This is a genomic window from [Scytonema hofmanni] UTEX 2349 (genome assembly GCF_000582685.1).
In the GTDB taxonomy this organism is placed as follows: domain Bacteria; phylum Cyanobacteriota; class Cyanobacteriia; order Cyanobacteriales; family Nostocaceae; genus Hassallia; species Hassallia hofmanni.
Map to the genome: position 1 here is coordinate 3,946,186 of NZ_KK073768.1, position 19,697 is coordinate 3,965,882.

18 protein-coding genes and 1 tRNA gene are annotated in these 19,697 nt (G+C 42.5%); 15 read left to right on the forward strand and 4 right to left on the reverse strand.

Translation table 11 applies throughout. The features are described 5' to 3' along the window. Positions 1-383: 383 nt before the first annotated feature. The 3 genes from TOL9009_RS0122815 to TOL9009_RS46075 all read left to right on the forward strand — a co-directional run bounded on the left by TOL9009_RS0122815 (position 384) and on the right by TOL9009_RS46075 (position 2,151). The gene (locus TOL9009_RS0122815) at positions 384-1,463 is read left to right on the forward strand and encodes a M4 family metallopeptidase (RefSeq protein ID WP_029634899.1); all 1,080 of its coding nucleotides are present in this window, start codon (positions 384-386) and stop codon (positions 1,461-1,463) included. Between the two features lie 215 nt (positions 1,464-1,678). Continuing rightward, positions 1,679-1,975, forward strand: a complete 297-nt coding sequence (locus tag TOL9009_RS0122820) for a protealysin inhibitor emfourin (protein WP_029634901.1) — start codon at positions 1,679-1,681, stop codon at positions 1,973-1,975. After that, positions 1,948-2,151: a hypothetical protein gene (locus tag TOL9009_RS46075; RefSeq protein WP_144238311.1), complete on the forward strand. Its 204-nt coding sequence runs from the start codon at positions 1,948-1,950 to the stop codon at positions 2,149-2,151. The genes TOL9009_RS0122820 and TOL9009_RS46075 overlap by 28 nt, the downstream gene beginning before the upstream one ends. A gap of 125 nt (positions 2,152-2,276) precedes the next feature. Here TOL9009_RS46075 and TOL9009_RS46080 read toward each other — a convergent pair whose 3' ends face one another. After that, complete coding sequence (locus TOL9009_RS46080) at positions 2,277-2,459, reverse strand: hypothetical protein (protein WP_144238312.1); 183 nt, start codon at positions 2,457-2,459, stop codon at positions 2,277-2,279. On the opposite strand from TOL9009_RS46080, the gene psbB reads away from it, so the two are divergent. The 4 genes from psbB (at position 2,459) to TOL9009_RS0122845 (ending at position 6,704) form a co-directional block, all read left to right on the forward strand. Then, positions 2,459-3,994, forward strand: a complete 1,536-nt coding sequence (psbB, locus tag TOL9009_RS0122830; protein ID WP_029634905.1) for a photosystem II chlorophyll-binding protein CP47 — start codon at positions 2,459-2,461, stop codon at positions 3,992-3,994. The genes TOL9009_RS46080 and psbB overlap by 1 nt on opposite strands. Before the next feature lie 148 nt (positions 3,995-4,142). Beyond that, the gene (locus TOL9009_RS0122835; protein WP_029634907.1) at positions 4,143-4,247 is read left to right on the forward strand and encodes a photosystem II reaction center protein T; all 105 of its coding nucleotides are present in this window, start codon (positions 4,143-4,145) and stop codon (positions 4,245-4,247) included. Between the two features lie 461 nt (positions 4,248-4,708). Next, complete coding sequence (locus tag TOL9009_RS0122840; protein WP_029634909.1) at positions 4,709-5,872, forward strand: 30S ribosomal protein S1; 1,164 nt, start codon at positions 4,709-4,711, stop codon at positions 5,870-5,872. Between the two features lie 97 nt (positions 5,873-5,969). Next, on the forward strand, positions 5,970-6,704 hold the full coding sequence (locus TOL9009_RS0122845; RefSeq protein ID WP_029634911.1) for an HAD family hydrolase: 735 nt from the start codon (positions 5,970-5,972) through the stop codon (positions 6,702-6,704). A 710-nt stretch (positions 6,705-7,414) separates the two neighbouring features. Here the strand turns inward: TOL9009_RS0122845 and TOL9009_RS0122850 are convergent. Beyond that, the gene (locus tag TOL9009_RS0122850) at positions 7,415-9,145 is read right to left on the reverse strand and encodes a S8 family peptidase (RefSeq protein WP_029634913.1); all 1,731 of its coding nucleotides are present in this window, start codon (positions 9,143-9,145) and stop codon (positions 7,415-7,417) included. 545 nt (positions 9,146-9,690) lie between these two features. Between TOL9009_RS0122850 and TOL9009_RS0122855 the strand changes: the two genes are divergently transcribed. Beyond that, the gene (locus tag TOL9009_RS0122855) at positions 9,691-11,151 is read left to right on the forward strand and encodes a glycoside hydrolase family 13 protein (RefSeq protein ID WP_029634915.1); all 1,461 of its coding nucleotides are present in this window, start codon (positions 9,691-9,693) and stop codon (positions 11,149-11,151) included. 573 nt (positions 11,152-11,724) lie between these two features. Here the strand turns inward: TOL9009_RS0122855 and TOL9009_RS0122860 are convergent. Further along, complete coding sequence (locus tag TOL9009_RS0122860; protein ID WP_029634917.1) at positions 11,725-12,534, reverse strand: IS5 family transposase; 810 nt, start codon at positions 12,532-12,534, stop codon at positions 11,725-11,727. Positions 12,535-13,100: 566 nt separating this feature from the next. Further along, complete coding sequence (locus TOL9009_RS0122870; RefSeq protein WP_029634919.1) at positions 13,101-13,523, reverse strand: fasciclin domain-containing protein; 423 nt, start codon at positions 13,521-13,523, stop codon at positions 13,101-13,103. 133 nt (positions 13,524-13,656) lie between these two features. Between TOL9009_RS0122870 and TOL9009_RS0122875 the strand changes: the two genes are divergently transcribed. From TOL9009_RS0122875 to TOL9009_RS0122905, 7 genes are all read left to right on the forward strand, one after another. Further along, positions 13,657-13,893, forward strand: coding sequence for a DNA-directed RNA polymerase subunit omega (locus TOL9009_RS0122875; protein WP_029634921.1), 237 nt, complete (start codon positions 13,657-13,659; stop codon positions 13,891-13,893). 198 nt (positions 13,894-14,091) lie between these two features. Beyond that, entirely contained in the window at positions 14,092-14,595 is a 504-nt protein-coding gene (locus TOL9009_RS0122880) for a hypothetical protein (protein WP_029634923.1), read from the forward strand. A 98-nt stretch (positions 14,596-14,693) separates the two neighbouring features. After that, positions 14,694-15,059, forward strand: coding sequence for a DUF1818 family protein (locus TOL9009_RS0122885; protein WP_029634925.1), 366 nt, complete (start codon positions 14,694-14,696; stop codon positions 15,057-15,059). Between the two features lie 90 nt (positions 15,060-15,149). Then, positions 15,150-15,223 (forward strand) — tRNA-Pro (locus tag TOL9009_RS0122890). A gap of 493 nt (positions 15,224-15,716) precedes the next feature. Beyond that, positions 15,717-17,330, forward strand: coding sequence for a metallophosphoesterase family protein (locus tag TOL9009_RS0122895; RefSeq protein WP_029634927.1), 1,614 nt, complete (start codon positions 15,717-15,719; stop codon positions 17,328-17,330). Positions 17,331-17,807: 477 nt separating this feature from the next. Beyond that, on the forward strand, positions 17,808-18,128 hold the full coding sequence (locus tag TOL9009_RS0122900; RefSeq protein WP_038297481.1) for a hypothetical protein: 321 nt from the start codon (positions 17,808-17,810) through the stop codon (positions 18,126-18,128). 302 nt (positions 18,129-18,430) lie between these two features. After that, complete coding sequence (locus tag TOL9009_RS0122905) at positions 18,431-19,600, forward strand: homocysteine biosynthesis protein (RefSeq protein WP_029634931.1); 1,170 nt, start codon at positions 18,431-18,433, stop codon at positions 19,598-19,600. Positions 19,601-19,697: the final 97 nt, after the last annotated feature.

Here is a 19,697-nt window from a genome sequence, read left to right on the forward strand (position 1 = left end):
TATCCTTGTTGTAGAGTTGATCGTGGGCAACGGGCTTTTTGAAGAGGGGAAAAGGGGAAAAGGGAAAGAATTATTACCAATGCCCGATACCCATTCCCCATTATCCATTCCCTTTTATTAACAAAATAGTAATAAATAGCACAAATACCCTTAACAGGAACTATTATATAAACCCGTTGGGTAAATTTAACGAGGTGTTGCTGATTGACGCTTTAGTTTTCCGGTGAAACTCCCCGCATCAACGTTTCCCTTGTGTTTTGATGCAACACCCTACCACAAAAGTACCCTGTGAAGGTACTGTAAAATCTTAAGGGATGTGTCGAAAATACAAAGTAGAAGATTCTCTTAACAGATAAACCACAAATACAAGGAGAACATCTTGCATGACTAGAAGCAATAAAAGATCGTTAGGATTTGACTGTAAGCATAAAATTTATTCTCGCTGCCCTATTTGTTGCATCGTCCCCCCACATATGCTAGAAAAGGTTGCTGTCAATGGCAATCCTGAACAGCGTCAGTGGGCTTTTCATACATTAAATGTTTCTGCACAGCTTCGCGGACGCCGCGATGTGGTGGGTGGTATTAACTTGACAGCTCAACCCGGTGAAAAGCGTCGCACCGTCTACGATGCCAAAAATGGCGAACAACTCCCAGGCAAGTTAGTACGTAGTGAAGGCGATTCTGCTAGCAGTGATGAGGCGGTGAATGAGGCTTACGATGGTGCTGGGGCAACTTATGATTTGTATGATGAAATCTTCGAGCGCAATTCTGTTGATGATAAGGGGTTGCGTTTAGACTCTACCGTGCATTTCGGTGTGAAGTATGACAACGCCTTTTGGAATGGCAGTCAGATGGTTTATGGTGATGGCGATGGACAGTTGTTTCAACGCTTCACAAAATCAATTGATGTGATTGGACATGAGTTAACTCATGGTGTAACTCAGTATGAAGCTGCTTTAATATACTTTGGGGAATCTGGCGCACTCAATGAGTCAATGTCGGATGTCTTCGGTATCATGGTCAAACAAAGAGTAAATAATGAGACGGTAGATAAGTCGAGTTGGATTGTTGGGGAAGGACTATTTGCGCCAAATGTCAAGGGTGTAGGTATCCGCTCAATGAAAGCCCCAGGAACAGCATACGACGATCCCGTGTTAGGTAAAGACCCACAACCAGCAAATTATAAAGACCTTTACAGGGGGATGCAAGATAACGCTGGAGTGCATATTAACTCAGGTATCCCCAACAACGCTTTTTACTTAGCGGCAATGGAAATTGGCGGTTATGCTTGGGAAAAAGCAGGCAAAATCTGGTACATAAGTTTACGCGATCGCCTCCGTTCTAAAGCCAACTTTAAACGCGCTGCTCAAACAACTATCCAAGTTGCTGGCGAACTTTACGGCAATGATAGCAAGGAACAGAAAGCTGTGCAGAATGCTTGGCAAAAGGTAGGAGTTCTGTAGAGACGTTCCGGTGGAACGTCTGTATTATTTATGTAGAGACTTTCCACACCAAACGTCTGTATTATTCTGTATTATGTAGAGACGTTCGGTGTGGAACGTCTGTATTATGTAGAGACGTTCGGTGTGGAACGTCACTACGATCGCATATCGGGCAACGGAGAATTAATTTCCACTTCCTTTGTGTCTAGCGCATACAACACGACGGAGAATTAAAAATGCGGATCTCCTTTGAACGCTCAGGTGGCTTTGCTGGAATCATCAAAACAACAAATATTGACACAGCTACTCTGCCAGCAAACGAATCTAATCAGGTTTCTCAACTAATTCAATCAGCGGGTTTCTTTGAATTACCGCAAACAATCACTTCCGATACGCGATCAAGCGATCGCTTTCAATATACCTTGACTGTAGAAGATAACGGTAAGCAACATACCATCACCGTAGGCGAATCCGCACTGTCTGGCGACTTAAAATCCCTAATTGAATGGCTGAAAAACGCCCCGACGACATGAGGGACAGGGGGACAGGGGGACAAGGGGACAAGGGGACAAGGGAGGCAAGGGAGACAAGGGAGACAAGGGGAACAAAATCAGAAGAATTGTTTCTCACCCTCCCCCCCTCCTCACTTTCATCCGTAATGCTACGCGATCCCGATAACTTACCCGCTTGCAAACAAGTCCATCAATAGTTACACTTTTTAAAACATTCTCATTTTTGCGCTTGCGATAGCAAAGCACTTTCAACCGCCCAAACGCTTTAAAAACGTTTGTCTTGTTCCTTCCGGAACAAAAAGTGAATTTTATCAAATAAAATTTACTGCGTGCGGTGTAAACGGGCGATCGCTACCCTCCGGGGTAAGATTACCTTATTCGTGTGAGCATTGCCAAATTTTCTACATTGTCTGACTTTTAAGGCAAGGAAGAAAAATTTGGTGGCAATAACAAAAAAACGAAAACTTGCTTGTAAACATAATTCATCGAGGAGGAGCGTAGTCAATGGGACTACCCTGGTACCGAGTACATACAGTTGTTCTGAACGATCCGGGTCGGCTGATATCTGTACACTTGATGCACACAGCGCTAGTGGCAGGCTGGGCTGGTTCGATGGCTTTATACGAACTAGCTATTTTTGACCCCAGCGATCCCGTACTCAACCCCATGTGGCGTCAAGGGATGTATGTACTACCCTTCATGTCACGCTTAGGCGTAGTTGGTTCTTGGGGCGGCTGGAACGTCACAGGACAGCCTGGTTACGATCCTGGTTTCTGGTCATTTGAAGGTGTAGCCGCTGCTCACATCATTCTTTCTGGTCTATTATTCTTAGCCGCCGTTTGGCACTGGGTTTACTGGGATTTGGAACTCTTCCAAGACCCCCGCACTGGTGAACCCGCTCTCGATTTGCCAAAAATGTTTGGCATTCACCTGTTCTTATCTGGTTTACTTTGTTTTGGTTTTGGTGCTTTTCACCTCACCGGGCTATTTGGACCGGGGATGTGGATTTCTGATGCCTACGGCTTAACGGGTCACGTTCAAGCAGTAGCGCCAGAGTGGGGACCGGCTGGGTTTAACCCATATAATCCTGGTGGCGTTGTGGCTCACCACATTGCTGCTGGGGTAGTTGGTATTATTGCTGGCTTATTCCACCTGACAGTACGACCCCCCGAACGGCTTTATAAAGCTTTACGGATGGGGAACATCGAAACTGTACTTTCTAGCAGTATTGCCGCAGTATTCTTTGCCGCCTTCGTCGTTGCCGGCACAATGTGGTACGGTAGCGCCACTACCCCAATCGAACTGTTTGGTCCTACCCGTTATCAATGGGATCAAGATTTCTTCAAACAAGAAATTAATCGGCGCGTACAAGCTGACGTTGCCAATGGCGCAAGTCTTTCGCAAGCTTGGTCACGAATTCCCGAAAAGCTGGCATTCTTCGACTACGTAGGAAATAGCCCCGCTAAAGGTGGTTTGTTCCGCGTCGGACCGATGAATAAAACCAATGGTGTTGCTGAATCTTGGTTGGGTCATCCAGTCTTCACAGACAGCGAAGGTCGTGAATTAGAAGTACGTCGTCTGCCGAACTTCTTTGAAACCTTCCCTGTCATCTTGACCGATGCTGATGGTATTGTCCGTGCGGATATTCCTTTCCGTCGGGCAGAATCAAAATACAGCTTTGAGCAAGCTGGTGTGACTACTAGCTTCTACGGTGGTCAACTAAACGGACAAGTATTTAAAGATCCAGCTGATGTTAAGAAGTACGCACGTCTAGCACAGTTGGGTGAACCGTTTGAGTTTGACGCAGACCGAGCCAGCAATGGTAAACCCGATGGAGTCTTCCGTACCAGTCCCAGAGGTTGGTTTACCTTCGGTCATGCTGTATTTGCTCTGCTGTTCTTCTTTGGTCACATCTGGCACGGCGCTCGGACAATCTACCGAGACGTGTTTGCTGGTGTTGACGCGGATCTTGAAGAACAAGTTGAATGGGGTCTATTCCAGAAAGTGGGTGACAAGTCAACCCGCCGTAAGGAAGCTTAATAAAGGATAAAAGATGAAGGATGAAGTATAAAAAAGAAGTTTGTAAATCTTCGTGCTTCATCCTCTATCTTTAAGACTTCATCCTTTATGGACTGTATCTTGGTACACTATCATTACTAGACTGGCTGGACAGGTAGGAAGTTCTGATATGGAAAGCATTGCATACATTTTGATTTTGACCTTGGCAATCGGAGTTCTTTTCTTTGCGATCGCATTTCGCGAACCTCCCCGCATCGACAATAAAGACGAATAGTAGATTTTCTCTGTTACTAGGCTTTTAAGGAGAAAATATAAACAAATATCCGCTGTTACTATTTGCTAGCAGCGGATATTTTTTTGATTATCAGTGTATCAACAAAAAATTCAGTCTTTCAACAGCCACAATCCAACGCATGGTATTTTGTGCAACTCCTAACTTTTGACTCCTACAGACGCGATGTTCCTCACGTCTGTACAACTATTGATTATTGACTTTTGACTCCTGCTTTGTTGTTTCTTTTTTTATCCTAAACACCGAAAATAATTAATAAATGATTAATTACGGCTTTTGATGTGTGATACAATATTCCATTTGGAAGTGATATGTGTTAAACTCACTTTTCTGCGCTAAGATAGAAAAAATGTAGGTGTAAACAGGCGCAACAAAGCCGCTTACATATACATTCAAAGCCCGATCAATAACTTTACGGAGACTAAAACCAGGTACAAATCAGCATGGTCAATCAGAAATTAACCGCTACAGAAATAGGCTTCACTCACGAAGATTTCGCTGCTCTATTAGACAAATACGATTATCACTTTAGCCCTGGAGATGTTGTACCAGGAACCGTTTTCAGTATAGAGCCGCGCGGCGCTCTGATTGACATTGGTGCAAAAACCGCAGCATATATACCTATACAGGAAATGTCTATAAACCGGGTCGATGCCCCGGAAGAAGTCTTACAATCAAACGAAACGCGAGAATTTTTCATCCTCACAGATGAAAACGAAGATGGTCAATTAACTCTTTCCATTCGTCGCATTGAATATATGCGAGCTTGGGAGCGAGTACGGCAGTTGCAAGCAGAAGATGCTACAGTTCGTTCTGGTGTGTTTGCCACCAATCGTGGTGGAGCTTTGGTCAGAATTGAGGGATTACGTGGTTTTATCCCAGGTTCTCACATTAGCACCCGCAAACCTAAAGAAGAATTGGTAGGCGAAGATTTGCCATTGAAATTCTTAGAAGTAGACGAAGAGCGTAATCGCTTAGTTCTATCCCATCGTCGCGCACTGGTTGAGCGTAAGATGAATCGCTTAGAAGTTGGCGAAGTTGTCATAGGTACAGTTCGCGGTATCAAACCTTACGGTGCATTTATTGATATTGGTGGTGTGAGTGGTCTGTTGCACATCTCTGAAATTTCCCACGAACATATTGATACACCTCACAGTGTATTTAATGTCAATGATGAAGTGAAAGTCATGATCATTGACTTGGATGCAGAAAGAGGTCGGATTTCTCTGTCTACAAAACAGTTGGAACCCGAACCAGGTGACATGATTAAAAATCGCGATTTGGTCTACGATAAAGCAGAAGAAATGGCTGCTAAATATCGCGAACAAATGTTAGCTAAACAGCAAGGTGTGACTGCGGTAGCTGAAGAAGATATACCTTCGGCTATGGAAGAAGATGTACCTTCAGCAATGGAAGAAGATATACCTTCAGCAGTGGAAGAAGATGTACCTTCAGCAGTCGAAGCAGTGGAAGAAGATATACCTTCAGCAGTCGAAGCAGTGGAAGAAGATATACCTTCAGCAGTCGAAGCAGTGGAAGAAGATGTACCTTCAGCAGTGGAAGAAGATATACCTTCAGCCAACCTTGAGGAAGCACCTTCAGCATAGAATAATAATACCCTGGAAATTATTGTGAAAAGAGAGAGAATTTTCTCTCTTTTTTTATGTAAATTAAAAATTTTGAATTATTTAAATAGGGTGGATTGTGGCAACTATTAAATGTAGAAACATGACGTTTTCTAATATCCAGGCGATTTTGTTTGACAAAAACGGTACTCTGGAAGACTCAGAAACGTATTTGCGATCGCTTGCACAAAAAGCAGCACGGATGGTAGATGCTCAAGTTCCTGGAACTGGAGAACCTTTGTTAATGGCATTTGGAATTAATGGCTCAAGCTTAGATCCTGCCGGTTTAATTTCCGTGGCAAGTCGTCGGGAAACAGAAGTTGCTGCTGCCGCATATATTGCCGAAACTGGTAAAAGTTGGTTTGAATCACTCAAAATTGCCCGTCAAGCCTTAGATGAAGCCGAAAAATACATCGGCAAAACTTCTTCACCGCTGTTTGTCGGTAGTTTAGAAGTGTTAAAATCCCTTTCGGAAGCCGGATTGAAACTCGGTATACTCTCAGCCGCAACCACAGCAGAAGTCAATGAATTTGTCAAGGATCACCAATTGAGTGATTACATTCAACTGGAAATGGGAGTAGATGAAGGTCCGAGTAAACCAGATCCAATATTATTTTTACAAGCTTGCAAATCTTTGGGAGTAGAACCTAGCGCCACCTTGATGGTAGGTGATTCAGTAGGTGATATGCAAATGGCGCGTAACGCGTCATCCGCAGGTTGCATTGGTATTACTTGGATTGGTAAATCAGATAATGTCCAAGGTGCTGATGTGGTGATTAGTCAACTCGATGATATTCAAGTTGTAGAAACTTAATTTAGCAGACTACGGCTTAAATAAACACCCATTTCAAATTGCCAAAAGCAACCGTCCCATAGACGTCGCACAGACGTAGCAGTGCTACGTCTCTACAATATTAGGACTAAAGCTGCGTGTCATATTTTTTTCGTAGAGGTTGTCAAGAGTCACGCATTCAAAAGTCAAAAAAATCACCGAATGAATGACCTTTGACCCTTGACTCTTGACCCCGATGTATGTGCCAGTTGCGTAAGTCCTAAATATGTGTGATTTGCCAGACATAATGTCAGTAACACAGAAATGCTACGATATTAAATAGATATCTCCAGAAAACTATGTAGAGACGTAGCACTGCTACGTCTCTCTACAAGGTTTGGGACAACGGATAATAAAAGAGCGGTCGATGTCTAATAATTAAAAGTGCAAGCTAATTGTGGTTTTGGAAATGTTACCGCCAATTATTGCATCGTGAAGATGATAAGTAGTCAGACAGAATTAATTACACAATGTCATTGCGAATGGAGCAAAGCGGAATGAAGCAATCGCAAGGACTGGGATTGCTTCGTTCCTCGCAATGACTATAAATATTTTTGTCCGAGTACTTAGTTGAGCGATCGCATTTCTCAAAATTACTCAGGACTTACTTTTCCCTACATATAAATAAAAATAAAAGGGCAGACTTTTTGCCTACCCTATATAAACCTAATTTATTGTGCTTCTATGGGTGTTTAAAGATTTTTAGCATCAATCAATCCAAAGCCCCATTTAGGATCAAAGGTTCCCGCTGCTTTTTTCGGAATGGAACTATGTTTACGTAACAATTCTTTAACCCCAGCTGGGTCAAGTTTGGGATTACGTTGCAACAACAGTGCCACCAAACCAGTAACGAAAGGTGTTGCCATACTAGTGCCAGCCGAAACCACAAACTTAGAATTAATCATCGACGATCGCCCAAAACCTTGAGCAGTAGATGATAGTGTAGAAACAATCATCGCTCCTGGTGCTGCCACATCCGGCTTCTGGGCATCATTCCGCAGCGGACCTTCACTGCTAAAATCAGAAATACTATGCAATTCCAAGCCTATTTCTTGAGGTTTGGCATCAATATCTGTATATTTCACTTTAGTAGTGTAGGAAGCCACCGTAACCGCATTCTTGCAAGCTCCTGGGGAACCAATTTTCACAGCATCCTGCACACTTTGACCGGTGAAAAATACCGCCGACTGGTCATCTAGCGTCCACACATCCAAACGTGTTTCACTCGAACCTCTATTGCGTACCCGCAGCTGCCAAATACCTCCCATAACTGGCATTATACCATTACCGCGAATTTGCACAAAGAAATTATGGTCGCCATTCATCGGATCTGGTCCTGGTGTGGCTATTTGCACCTGTGCATCTGGCAATTTGTAATCTTGGGTGGGATTGCCGTCAGTAATGATTTTTTGGAAAGGGGTAACAAAACCGTTGGGAGTCCGCACAGATACTTCTAACTGACCTTTGCCAGAATACCAAGCATTTAACCAAGCAATGCCTACTTGGTTTTGGGGAACATTAAAACGTACAGTAGACATGCGACTGGTAGAGACTTTCGCTTGAGCATGAATGTTGCTGTTACCCTCATTACCTGCGGCACAACAAACAATTCTTCCAGGACCGGTTTCCGTATCAATGATTTTTGATAAGGAGTCGCTGCCATCATGAGCATCAGCGTGTCCACCCAAGCTCAAGTTTACTACTGCTGGGCGGTTCATTTCACCGGCAACGCGGAAAATGTAACGAACTGCATCGGCAATGTGAGCATCTTGTAAATCGGTTTTGACGATGACTAATTCTGCTTTTGGTGCGACACCACCATAAGTGCTGTCAGCAGACGAGGCAATGCCGGCAACGTGGGTGCCGTGTCCTTCTATATCTTGAGAAATTGTCAGTTGGTCTTTGCTTAATTCTGCACCGTAAGCGCCCTCTTTGACACCAGGACCGGGTAGAGTTTGATCCCAAATGCGTAAAATGCGACCTTTAAAAGCGGGGTGCTTCGGATCGATACCGGTGTCTACAATACCGATAACAACTTTTTCCCCTGTCAGTCCGGTTTTGTTTTGAAACTCTGGCACATGTACGTCTTTTTTCGCGACATCCATCCGCAGATGCATTTTGCGTGATGGCTTGATGCGATGGACGGCATCTTCTTCAGATAAGGGGTCTAAAGTACTGAGAGGTAAATAAGCTGTCCGCACACTTCCGGTGTTTTGGTTGACTTCGATACCTTGTTGTAACAAGTGTCTTAAGTCAGCGTCTTCGTCGCAGTAGATAAAAACGATGCTCTTGGTTTGCTGGATAGGTCTTCTGGGTGTCAAAATACCAAGCGATCGCGTCTGTATAGTTAAACCTTTCGCTCCTTCGCGTTGGTAATCTTCATACGCTAACAGCAGACCAGGTGAAAGTTTATCGTGTCTCATTTTTACCTCAAATTCTATTGAATTTCTCTAAGCAAAGTATTGATTTTACCAGCATCAGCACCAAGCGCATTAATTCACGCCTTCATTTCTAATTGCCACTATAGTCATCTATAGTTTTTACAAATAATCTCTCCATTCAAGTGTTTTGGCGTGGTTTGGGTAAAATTTATCGATTCTCTATCTCCCATAATTACCAAATTAAGCCATTAATAATTATAATCAGCAAAAAAATGCTACTTATTGATTCAGCGCCAATCTTAGAGATTACGGAAAAACGTCAAGAGTCAAGAGTGGATTAAGCCTTAAGGTTAGAACATTAAGCCTTAAGGTTTGAGCATTAAGCCTTAAGGTTAGAACATTAAGCCTTAAGCTTAGACCATTAAGCCTTAAGGTTTGAGCATTAAGCCTTAAGGTTTGACTTTTGACCTTTGACTTTTGACCCTTAACCCTTGACTATTGACCTTTGACTGATTATCTATCAGAAGTATGAGTCACAAATATGTAAGTATTTGTAACGATGTCTGTAAAGATATACAGAGCGATTCATGGATATAAAAACACCAGACTGGGTTAAACATGCAATTTTCTACCAAATCTTTCCAGATCGCTTTGCCATAAGCAAACAGCCACGCAAACGGCTTTTGCATAAAGCACGTTGGGAAGATTGGGAAGCAATGCCTACACTCCAAGGTTACAAAGGCGGAGATTTGTGGGGTATTCTAGAGCAACTGGACTACATACAAAATTTGGGCATTAACGCTATTTACTTTACGCCCATATTTCAATCGGCTAGCAATCACCGTTATCATACCCACGATTATTATCAGGTAGATCCGATGCTTGGGGGCAATGCGGCTTTTAAGGAATTGCTAGACGCAGCACACGATCGCAATATCAAAGTTGTGTTAGATGGAGTTTTTAATCACTCCAGTCGAGGCTTTTTCTTTTTCCACGACGTTTTAGAAAATGGTCCTCATTCACCTTGGGTAAATTGGTTTAAAATTGAAGACTGGCCTCTTTCTGCTTATAACGGTGAGTATCCTGCTAACTATGAAAGTTGGGGTGGAAATCGAGCCTTGCCAGTATTTAACCACGAGAACCCAGAAGTTCGGGAATATATCATGGAAATTGCCGAATATTGGATTAAATTCGGTGTTGACGGATGGCGGTTAGATGTGCCATTTGAAATAAAAACTCCTGGTTTTTGGCAAGAATTTCGCGATCGCGTTAAAGCCATCAATCCTGATGCTTACATTGTCGGCGAAGTTTGGGGAGATTCCCGCGAATGGTTGGATGGTACCCAATTCGACGGGGTGATGAATTATTTGTTTGCAGGACCGACAATTGCTTTTACGGCAGGCGATCGCGTAGACTTAGAACAAGTGCAAAGTCGCGACTATAAACCCTATCCACCCTTATTTGCCGCTGAGTACGCTGAAAAAATCCAAGAATTACTGCAACTTTATCCTTGGGAAATTCAGCTAACTCAACTAAATTTACTTGCCAGTCACGATACGGCAAGGTTGATGTCAATTGCTGGTGGTGATGTTGCGAGTGTAGATTTAGCAACTTTATTAGTATTAACCTTTCCGGGTGCGCCCAGCATTTACTATGGTGATGAAGTTGGTTTACCCGGTGCGATCGACCCAGACTCGCGTCGTGGATTTCCAATAGATGCTAATTGGAATCGAGAAATCCTCAATACTCACCGTCAGTTAATTGCTTTACGCCATTCTTACCCATGTTTGCGTATAGGTGATTACCGAGTCTTGTACGCTCAAGGAGCAGTTTACGTCTTTGCGCGAACTTTAGGAACCGAGGAATTGATAATTGCAGTTAACGTTGGTACTGCGGAAGCACTCATCAACTTAGAATCTGTAAATCTGCAATCTCAACCCGACAAACTTCTATTTGGCACTGCTGAATTTGAGTGGAGTAAACATGTCGATAAGCAACTTTCTTTAACTCTTCCCCCACGCAGTAGCTGCATTTTGGGTGTAGGTTAAAGAATAGACACAAAGGAAGTGTAAATTAATTATGCCTTCCCCCCGAAATCCTTGTAGAGACGTAGCATTGCTACGTCTTTGAGCGGGTTTTGTATGTACACATACCCTCAAAAGAAAATTGACAGACTAATAGAGACGTTACATGTAACGTCTCTACATTTACTTAGGGCTTGCTGATTTCATGTATGAAAATGATTTTGTGTAAACTCAAAACCCTTGTAGAGACGCGATATATTGCGTCTCTACATCTAGATTCATACCGCGATTCAGCAACGTCTAAATATCTAACCTAGTGAACTACCTGCTTGTTTCAGTAGAGAACCTAACTCTTCAGCTTGAGCGTTACCAGCACCAACAGATGAAGTATGTTCACCAAGGCTGTTTAACAGCTGACTTAATGAGTCAGGAGTGGCAGTGCCATTTACTAGAGCTGCTTTGAGTTGACCTAAAGCGCTAGCAATTTCCGGTGCAGCATCTTTAAGATCGTTTTCCCAGCTTTCGATATTGCTTACCGCAGCATCAGCAGGAATAGAAGTTATACCACTCTTTAAGAGGGTGTTTATAAAATAAATCTTAAGCAGTTGAGCAACGATGATTACGGGCTAATCGACGTAACATCAGATGTGTCATAGCAGCGTAGATCATGGTTTCACTCGTTTGCGGAAGATATTCATAATCCTTACTCAGACGGCGGTAGCGACCAAGCCACGCAAAGGTACGCTCTACGATCCAACGTCGGGGCAATACTTTAAAACCGTCTGTGCGATCGCAACGTTTAACAATTTCGAGGCCACAACCAATAAAATATTTAACCCAATCAACTAACGAGCCAGCATAACCAGCATCTGCCCAAATTAAATGTAACTTTGGGAACACATGAAAAATTTTATCGAATACGAGCTTTGCCCCGTCACGGTCTTGAATTGAAGCTGCGTGCACAACAACCATCAAGATTAAACCCATCGTATCAACAAGGATATGGCGTTTACGACCATTAATCTTTTTTCCGGCATCATAGCCCTTGGTTCCTCCTTTCTCAGTCATTTTTACGGTTTGAGAGTCTATAATTCCGGCGGATGGCTCTGCGTCTCGTCCAGAGATTTCCCTGAGCTGCGATCGCAGAGCTGAATGGATTTTTTGCCATACGCCTTTGCGCTGCCAACGTTGAAAATACGAGTATACAGTTTGCCATGCTGGTAAATCATGCGGCATCATTCGCCACGAACAGCCAGCACGCAAGACGTAAAAAATTGCATTTACCACTTCGCGCAGATCGACTTCACGCTTTTTTCCACGTTTTCGTTTACGTTCTGCCGGAATCATGGATTTAATCACATCCCATTCCGGATCAGAAATGTCTGTGGGATAAGGTTTTCGACTCATGTCACCTAATTCAAATATGACAACTGTCTTTTTTAAAATACCTGTCCTGGAGAATGACTGCGGTGCTCTTTACTTTTTATTTATAAACACCCTCTAAGGCTGAGATAGTTGCATTTAAATCGGCTGCCATGAGTAGATTCCCCATTTGTTAATTTACGCTGTTTGCCTTGAAAAAATTGCACAGTATTCACAGCAGTCATTACCGCTTTTTGAGCTGCTTTAAAAGATGCCATGTAATGTTGACAGCCTTCATCTAAAGACCAAGCTTTATTAGCAGTATCTGCAATGCGAACTCATGAATTTTTATAACAAACTCCATTGATAATAATAATTTTTGTGAACTAATTACATCTATCTCTGGGGTAACTTCTAGTATCTATCGATACAATTTACTTGGAAATTTCTGCAAAAAAAGGCATAACATCATGTCTGGTTTATTACTTACAATTGTATTAACGTTCCGCCGTAGAGACGTTCCTTTTGTAACGTCTCTACGACAGTATGTATGTTTTTATTAGTGTTAACTAGACGGATATGATACAGCAGATTGCCAGGGAAAATATATTCTAAGAACCAGCAACCATAGCAGGCATTAACACTTGGTCAATAACATGAATTACGCCATTATCGGTGAGAATGTCAGTTTTCACGACATTGGCATCATTGACTTTTATTTTGCCGTCAGCAGACTCGATCGCCAAAACAGAACCCTCAACCGTGTCTGCTTCTTCAATTTGCGCTAAGTCGTCAGACCTAACATCGCCAAAAGCGAGATGATATGCCACAATCTTTTTTAGCTTGGGGATATCTTGCAGCAACGCATCTAAAGTTCCTTCAGGTAGCTTGGCAAAAGCTTCATCAGTCGGTGCAAAGACTGTATAGGAACCAGGAGTATTGAGAATTTCTTCATCGAGTTTGGTAGCTTTAACAGCCTTTAGCAGCGTATTGAAGTTTCCAGCTTTGACAGCAGTTTCTAGAAGATTAGCCATGCGATCGCTTTAGTTTCTTAATTTGGTGTTACAAATTACTTATAAATAGACAATGGTGCTATTAACCTCTATCAATAGAGCAGTATATCTATTAGTGCTGTTAAACTGGGTAAGACCCCAAGAACCACCGACTATGCTAAAGCGTTCTAAATTCGAGACAACTCAGTCCCAAATTATGCACCGTGCTGAGGATCTGATTAGTGCAGCTTCAAATCGCTACCGCATCACGGTTCAGGTGGCAAATCGTGCCAAGCGTCGGCGTTATGAAGACTTTGAAAATAATGAAGATGTAATGATGAAGCCAGTACTTCGGGCAATTATCGAGATGTCTGATGAACTTACTCAACCAGAAATTATTGGCGAATTATAAAGGGACTAGGGACTAAATAAGTGGGCGAAATTAAATGTAAAATACTCTCCTGGTTCGTAGTGAGCGGTTTACCGCTCAAAGCAAAGATTTTAACGGCTAATCAGGTTACTACGTTAAGGAGCGTTTATTTATGCCCATCTACTTAGGACTCTATATCACCGCTCTTTCTTTAATAAAAAACTGCTCTGCAAAGGTAGGATGAGCAAAAAATCATCATTCATTCAACCGTACCTGAAAACACTCACTGCCTTAATGGTAGTGAGTTTGCTTATTTTCGGTTCCGGAACAAGTAAATTAATTCACACAAATTTCTTTGGTATCGAACCCGCTATAGCCCAAAGAATTAGTCCCGGTGAAGTTTGGCAACAAGTTTATCAACAATTGCCCGACTTTCCACGAGAAAATAAATACATCAATAAAGAAACTGGCAAAGTTGCCGAAAACAATACCCTAGCAAGTCGCCTGCTCAGATATCATGTTTACGTAAAAGAACGTGCGCCAAATTATCGATTAGATTGGAAGTTAACTTTGGCTGATTACCTGGATGCAAATGAAGTTATGTATGTGACGACCTATCCAGGTAATGACACTTTACGGCAAAATCCTTTAGAAGGCGACAAAGCAGCCATTTCCCGTCTTAACATTAGTCAGCGAAACGCCTTAGTGCGAGTCTTAGTCAACATCTTTACCCCCAGGAATTAGGGAGTTGTAGGTGATTAGTTGTTGGTTGTTGGTGGTTGGTTGTTGGTTGCTCAACTAACCACTAACCACTAACCACTATCAACTATCCAATCACAATTATGCAACGTTTAGTTAAAAGTGGATCTGGTTGGCGTATTGGCTGGAATCCTAACGCAGGTGAATTTAAAGGTTTAGTGGGTACAGATGATTGGGCAATAGAGTTAACTGAAGCCGAATTAAATGACTTTTGTCGGCTACTAGCGCAGCTAGCAGACACCATGAAGCAACTGGAAAGCGAATTAATGGATGAAGAGAGAATCGCCTGCGAAGCCGAAAGCGATTTATTATGGATGGAAGTTGAAGGCTATCCCCACGCCTACAGCTTGCGCTTTATCCTCAATACAGGGCGTTGTGTAGAAGGTAAATGGAATGCTGACGCTGTTGCTGGTTTGTTGCAAGCTGCTGCAACCCTGAAAGTATTTTAAATCAAACTTATTGTTTTTCTTTCACTTTGTGCTAATATAGTCAAGTTGAATGGATTGATTTTAGATTCAAAACTGGGAAAATCCAATTAACGGGGCGTAGCGCAGCTTGGTAGCGCGCCACTTTGGGGTAGTGGAGGTCTTGGGTTCAAATCCCAACGTTCCGATTGATAAACTAAATATTTATAAGTGTTAGAAGTTGGTACTTCTAAAATATTGACCTGTTTTAGTTTTTATCTTGTTCTTAAACAGGTTGATTAAACTCTGTACCAATTTCATATCAATCCTTACTGTAAATAAATATACAATTTACAAGAAAGGCAGAGGGCAGGAGGCAGAAGGCAGAAGGAAAGCAGTATTAATAAAAACTTTAGTTCTGGGTTATTGCCCAGTTTAAAAAAAGAATTGTATCGAGACGCGTAGCGCGTTCCGACAAAGCGTCATTGCTTCAATCCCACGTTTTTAAACGTGGGTTCCCTTCTGCCTTCTGCCTTCGTACTTCTGAATTCGTCTATTTCCATGTTTAAGTGCTTTATCTAGGCTGGTTGTGCCTGATTGGGAAGCCAGGTAAAGGCGATCGCACCCTGTACCAAACGCCGATAATGTTGAGATAATTATCTGCGTCCATCTGCGTTTATCTGCGGTTTATAATCCATACATATGACATCTGCACCACAGCTACTAACCGATCCGTTTCTGCAACTACCAACTGAAACTTCAGTACGAGTTGTTTGGTTTACCGAGTTTCTTGGTTCTCAACACACAGTCAACTATGGCGAAAATCTCGATAAAATAGCCGTTGCCAGCACAACTAAACTTAGTCGCACACGGGAAGACCAAGACTCGCAAGTAGCAAATCACACCCAATATCAAAAACCTGTCAAACGCGATATTTGGCGACACGAAGCTGAAGTTACTGGTTTAACTTGCGGTGTGCGGGTTCCTTACCGCGTTACGAGTGTGCGTGAGGATGCTGAGAAAGTTGATAGCGGTGTGTTTACCCTTGCACCTTCGCCAAAACCAGGTACACCTCTGAAAATTCTACTTACTTCTGACCATCAAATCAAGCCGATGGTAGCAGCAAATCTGCAAAAGATGATAGAGACAGTTGGACGAGTGGATGCAGTTTGGTTTGCAGGTGATTTAGTTAATATAAGCGATCGCGCTAGTGAATGGTTTGATGATAATCAGGGTGGTGCTTTCTTTCCGTGTTTGCAAGGTCGCGCTAATTATAAAATAGATAATACATATTACACTGGCGGACAAATAATTCAACATGCACCAATGTTTACTTGCATCGGTAATCATGAAATTATGGGACGTACCAGAAAAGAAGGTTTAAATGATGAATTTGATGATACAATACCCCGCATAGTTGCCCAAAAGCTATATGGGGAATCCCTCAAAGATAATTCATTTAATACCGATACTTACGAAGAGATTTTCACTCTCCCAGAAAGTAAAGAAGGTGGTAAAACTTATTATGCAACTAGCTTTGGTGATGTGCGTTTAATAGTGCTTTACGCAACAAATATGTGGCGAACTCCTAACATGAACGCACACGCAAAAGGTAGATATCGTGAACGAGATGCTGATTTAGAAATAAGTGAAAATTGGGGTTATGGACAGCATATTTATGAGGCAATTAATAAAGATAGCAAACAATATAATTGGCTAGCACAAGAACTTAATAGCTTAGAGTTTAAACAAGCAAAATACAAAGTTGTCATGTTCCATCATCCTCCCCATTCTTTGGGTGGTAATGTTGTCCCTGCTTACACCGATCCAGTGCAGATAATTGAACGCGATGAAGATGGTAATATTAAAGCTGTGCGTTATGAATATCCCAAAAAAGCAGATTATATTATTAGAGATGTTATACCGTTACTAGAAGCAGCGAAAGTGCAATTTGTATTTTATGGGCATTCCCATTTGTGGAACCGCTTTTGTAGTCAGTCGGGAATGCACTTTTTAGAAACATCTAATGTTGGTAATTCTTACGGCGCCCACTGGGTTGAAAATAAGCGAGAAGTGCCAATTCAGTATCAAGAAGATTATACTCAACTTGGCGATCCAAATGATTTACAACCAGTTATACCATCAATTGCTCCACTGTTAGGTGAAGATGGTAAGCCTTTACCCTATGTTGCCAGTAACGACATCACAGTTTTTAGTATCTTCGACACAGAAGCGGGTACAATTAGCAGCTATCGCTTTGATACTCACAAACCAGATTCGGAAGTAGTTAAGTTTGATGAATTTAAGTTGAAATAGTTGCTTATTTAGTCTGTAGCGTTTCCTAGTCTGCTGAGGTACAAATTTATCTGCGTTCATCAGCGTTTATCTATCTTCCGAAGCGGTTAATTCTTTCTTTTTGTACCTGATGAATGTGGGAATCGCTATGGGTCAATGCCAAGCGATCGCAATCTTTCCGCCAAATGTTCAGCGCATCTCGTGCTTTGTTATACTGCTGAAAAACACTCTTAATTTACCAAAGTATTTTGTAACCACAACTTGATAGCTGATAGCCATTCCTAAACCTCTACCCTAACCGACTAAACAAGTCAAAAGTCATCTTGTAACCCACAGCAAAGATTTAGCATTTAATCATTTGTAATTCATCCACCATTTGATAAAAAATAAATGAAAATTGTAAAGTCTTATTACAAAATTTGCCAAAATATTTAGAAATCGTCAACTATCCAAACATGGCTTTAACGTAGAACCTAGTAGAAGAGAATGGAGGCAACTATGGTAAACATAAATAGTATTCAAAAGTATCGCTTTGTCTGTACCTTGAGCTTTGGCGATATCTACGGTCAAATAATTGTTTGGTTAATCACCATCACTATTAGTTTAGCTGCTGCCTTAGGGCTGATGGGTGCTAGAAAACCCGTTTATGCATTAGCTACAGTTGGACTTGTTGTTTTGCTATCGTTGCCTTTCTTGCTTTTCGCTTTCGTGACTACATTGTTAAATCATATTGAATTGTGTCCTGTAGATGCGTCAACAAAAATGGAACCGATGCCCGGTAATGTTTCTCAGCAACAACCTGTACAAGCAACCAGCTGAGGAGATTTGAGATTTTGGGTTGGGACTAGGTAAGAAGCTTATTCCCAACCACCAATCCCTAATTTCTCATCCAAAATCCATCCTTGGATGCGTTTTGATCGGACACCGTTCGCGTAGCATCTGGTGACATGAGAAGCTTTGATCGGAGCTTTCCTCCGTTCAAACTTCTCCCAAAACAATAGACATCGACTGCTATACTTATTATGCTTTGCCCGAAACCCTTGATTAGACGTAGCACTTTGTTAAGGAGGCGATCGCATTCGTTATGGTTTAGAGAAACGAATCTGAAGCAACATTGAAATATGCGATCGCTTGCCGAAATTAATGATAAAATTAACCACAAACGTGCAGTAGTCTTAACTGTTGAAGAACTCAAAGCACGAGTTGCAGAAGTTGGCATCACTCAAGTTGCTAAAGAAACTGATGTCATTACCACCGGCACATTTGAGCCGATGGAATCATCAGGTGCGATCATTAACTTAGGTCACACCGATCCACCAATTAAAATTCGCCGCTGTTGGTTAGATGGTGTCCCTGTATATTCCGGTTTTGGTGCCGTTGATTTATACATAGGTGCAAGTTGTACTGTGGAAGCGATGGACGGCGAAGAAGTCCGGGAACGCGGTGGTGGACATGTAATTGAAGATTTAATTGCTGGGAAACCCGTACATGTACGCGCACAAGGACAGGTAACAGATTGTTACCCCCGTGCAACCTTTGAAACCACAATTACCCGTGAAACGATAAATCAGTTTTATTTATTTAATCCGCGCAATCTTTATCAAAATTTTATCGTGGGGGTGAATGGAGGCGATCGCCCACTTTTCACTTATCTCGGTCCACTACAACCGCGTTTGGGGAATGCAGTTTACTCTAACCCAGGTGCGATTTCCCCTTTACTCAACGACCCCGAACTACAACTTATCGGCATTGGTACGCGAATTTTTTTAGGCGGCGGTGTAGGCTATGTATCATGGGAAGGCACTCAGCACTTTCCCTTACAAAAGCGATTGCCTAATCATACACCCATCGGTCCTGCCGCCACTTTAGCCTTAATTGGTGATGCCAAACAAATGGATGCGCGTTGGGTACGCGGTTGTTATTTCAAAAGTTACGGATCTTCCCTAATGTTGGGTGTAGGCGTACCACTTCCAGTATTAAACGAACAAGTCGTAGAACGCGCTAGCGTGACTGACAAAGACTTAGTAGCGCCGATAGTAGACTTTTCTATCCCTCGGCGCGTCCGTCCCACCTTTGGGTTAGTGAGTTACGCCCAACTCAAATCTGGGCGAGTCACTATTGAGGGTAAAACAGTGCGTGTTGCTCCCCTAGCGAGTATGTTTCTTTCTTTGCAAGTAGCTGAAGAATTGAAACAGTGGATTCAAGCTGGGACATTTACCCTGACAGAAGCAGTTTCTCCAATTCCGATGGAGCGATCATTTTTACCCCAAGACCGTTGGACGGAGTTTTGATAATGGGGCATGGGGCATGGGGCATGGGGCATAGGGCATAGGGCATGGGGCATAGGGCATGGGGCATGGGGCATGGGGCATAGGGCATGGGGCATGG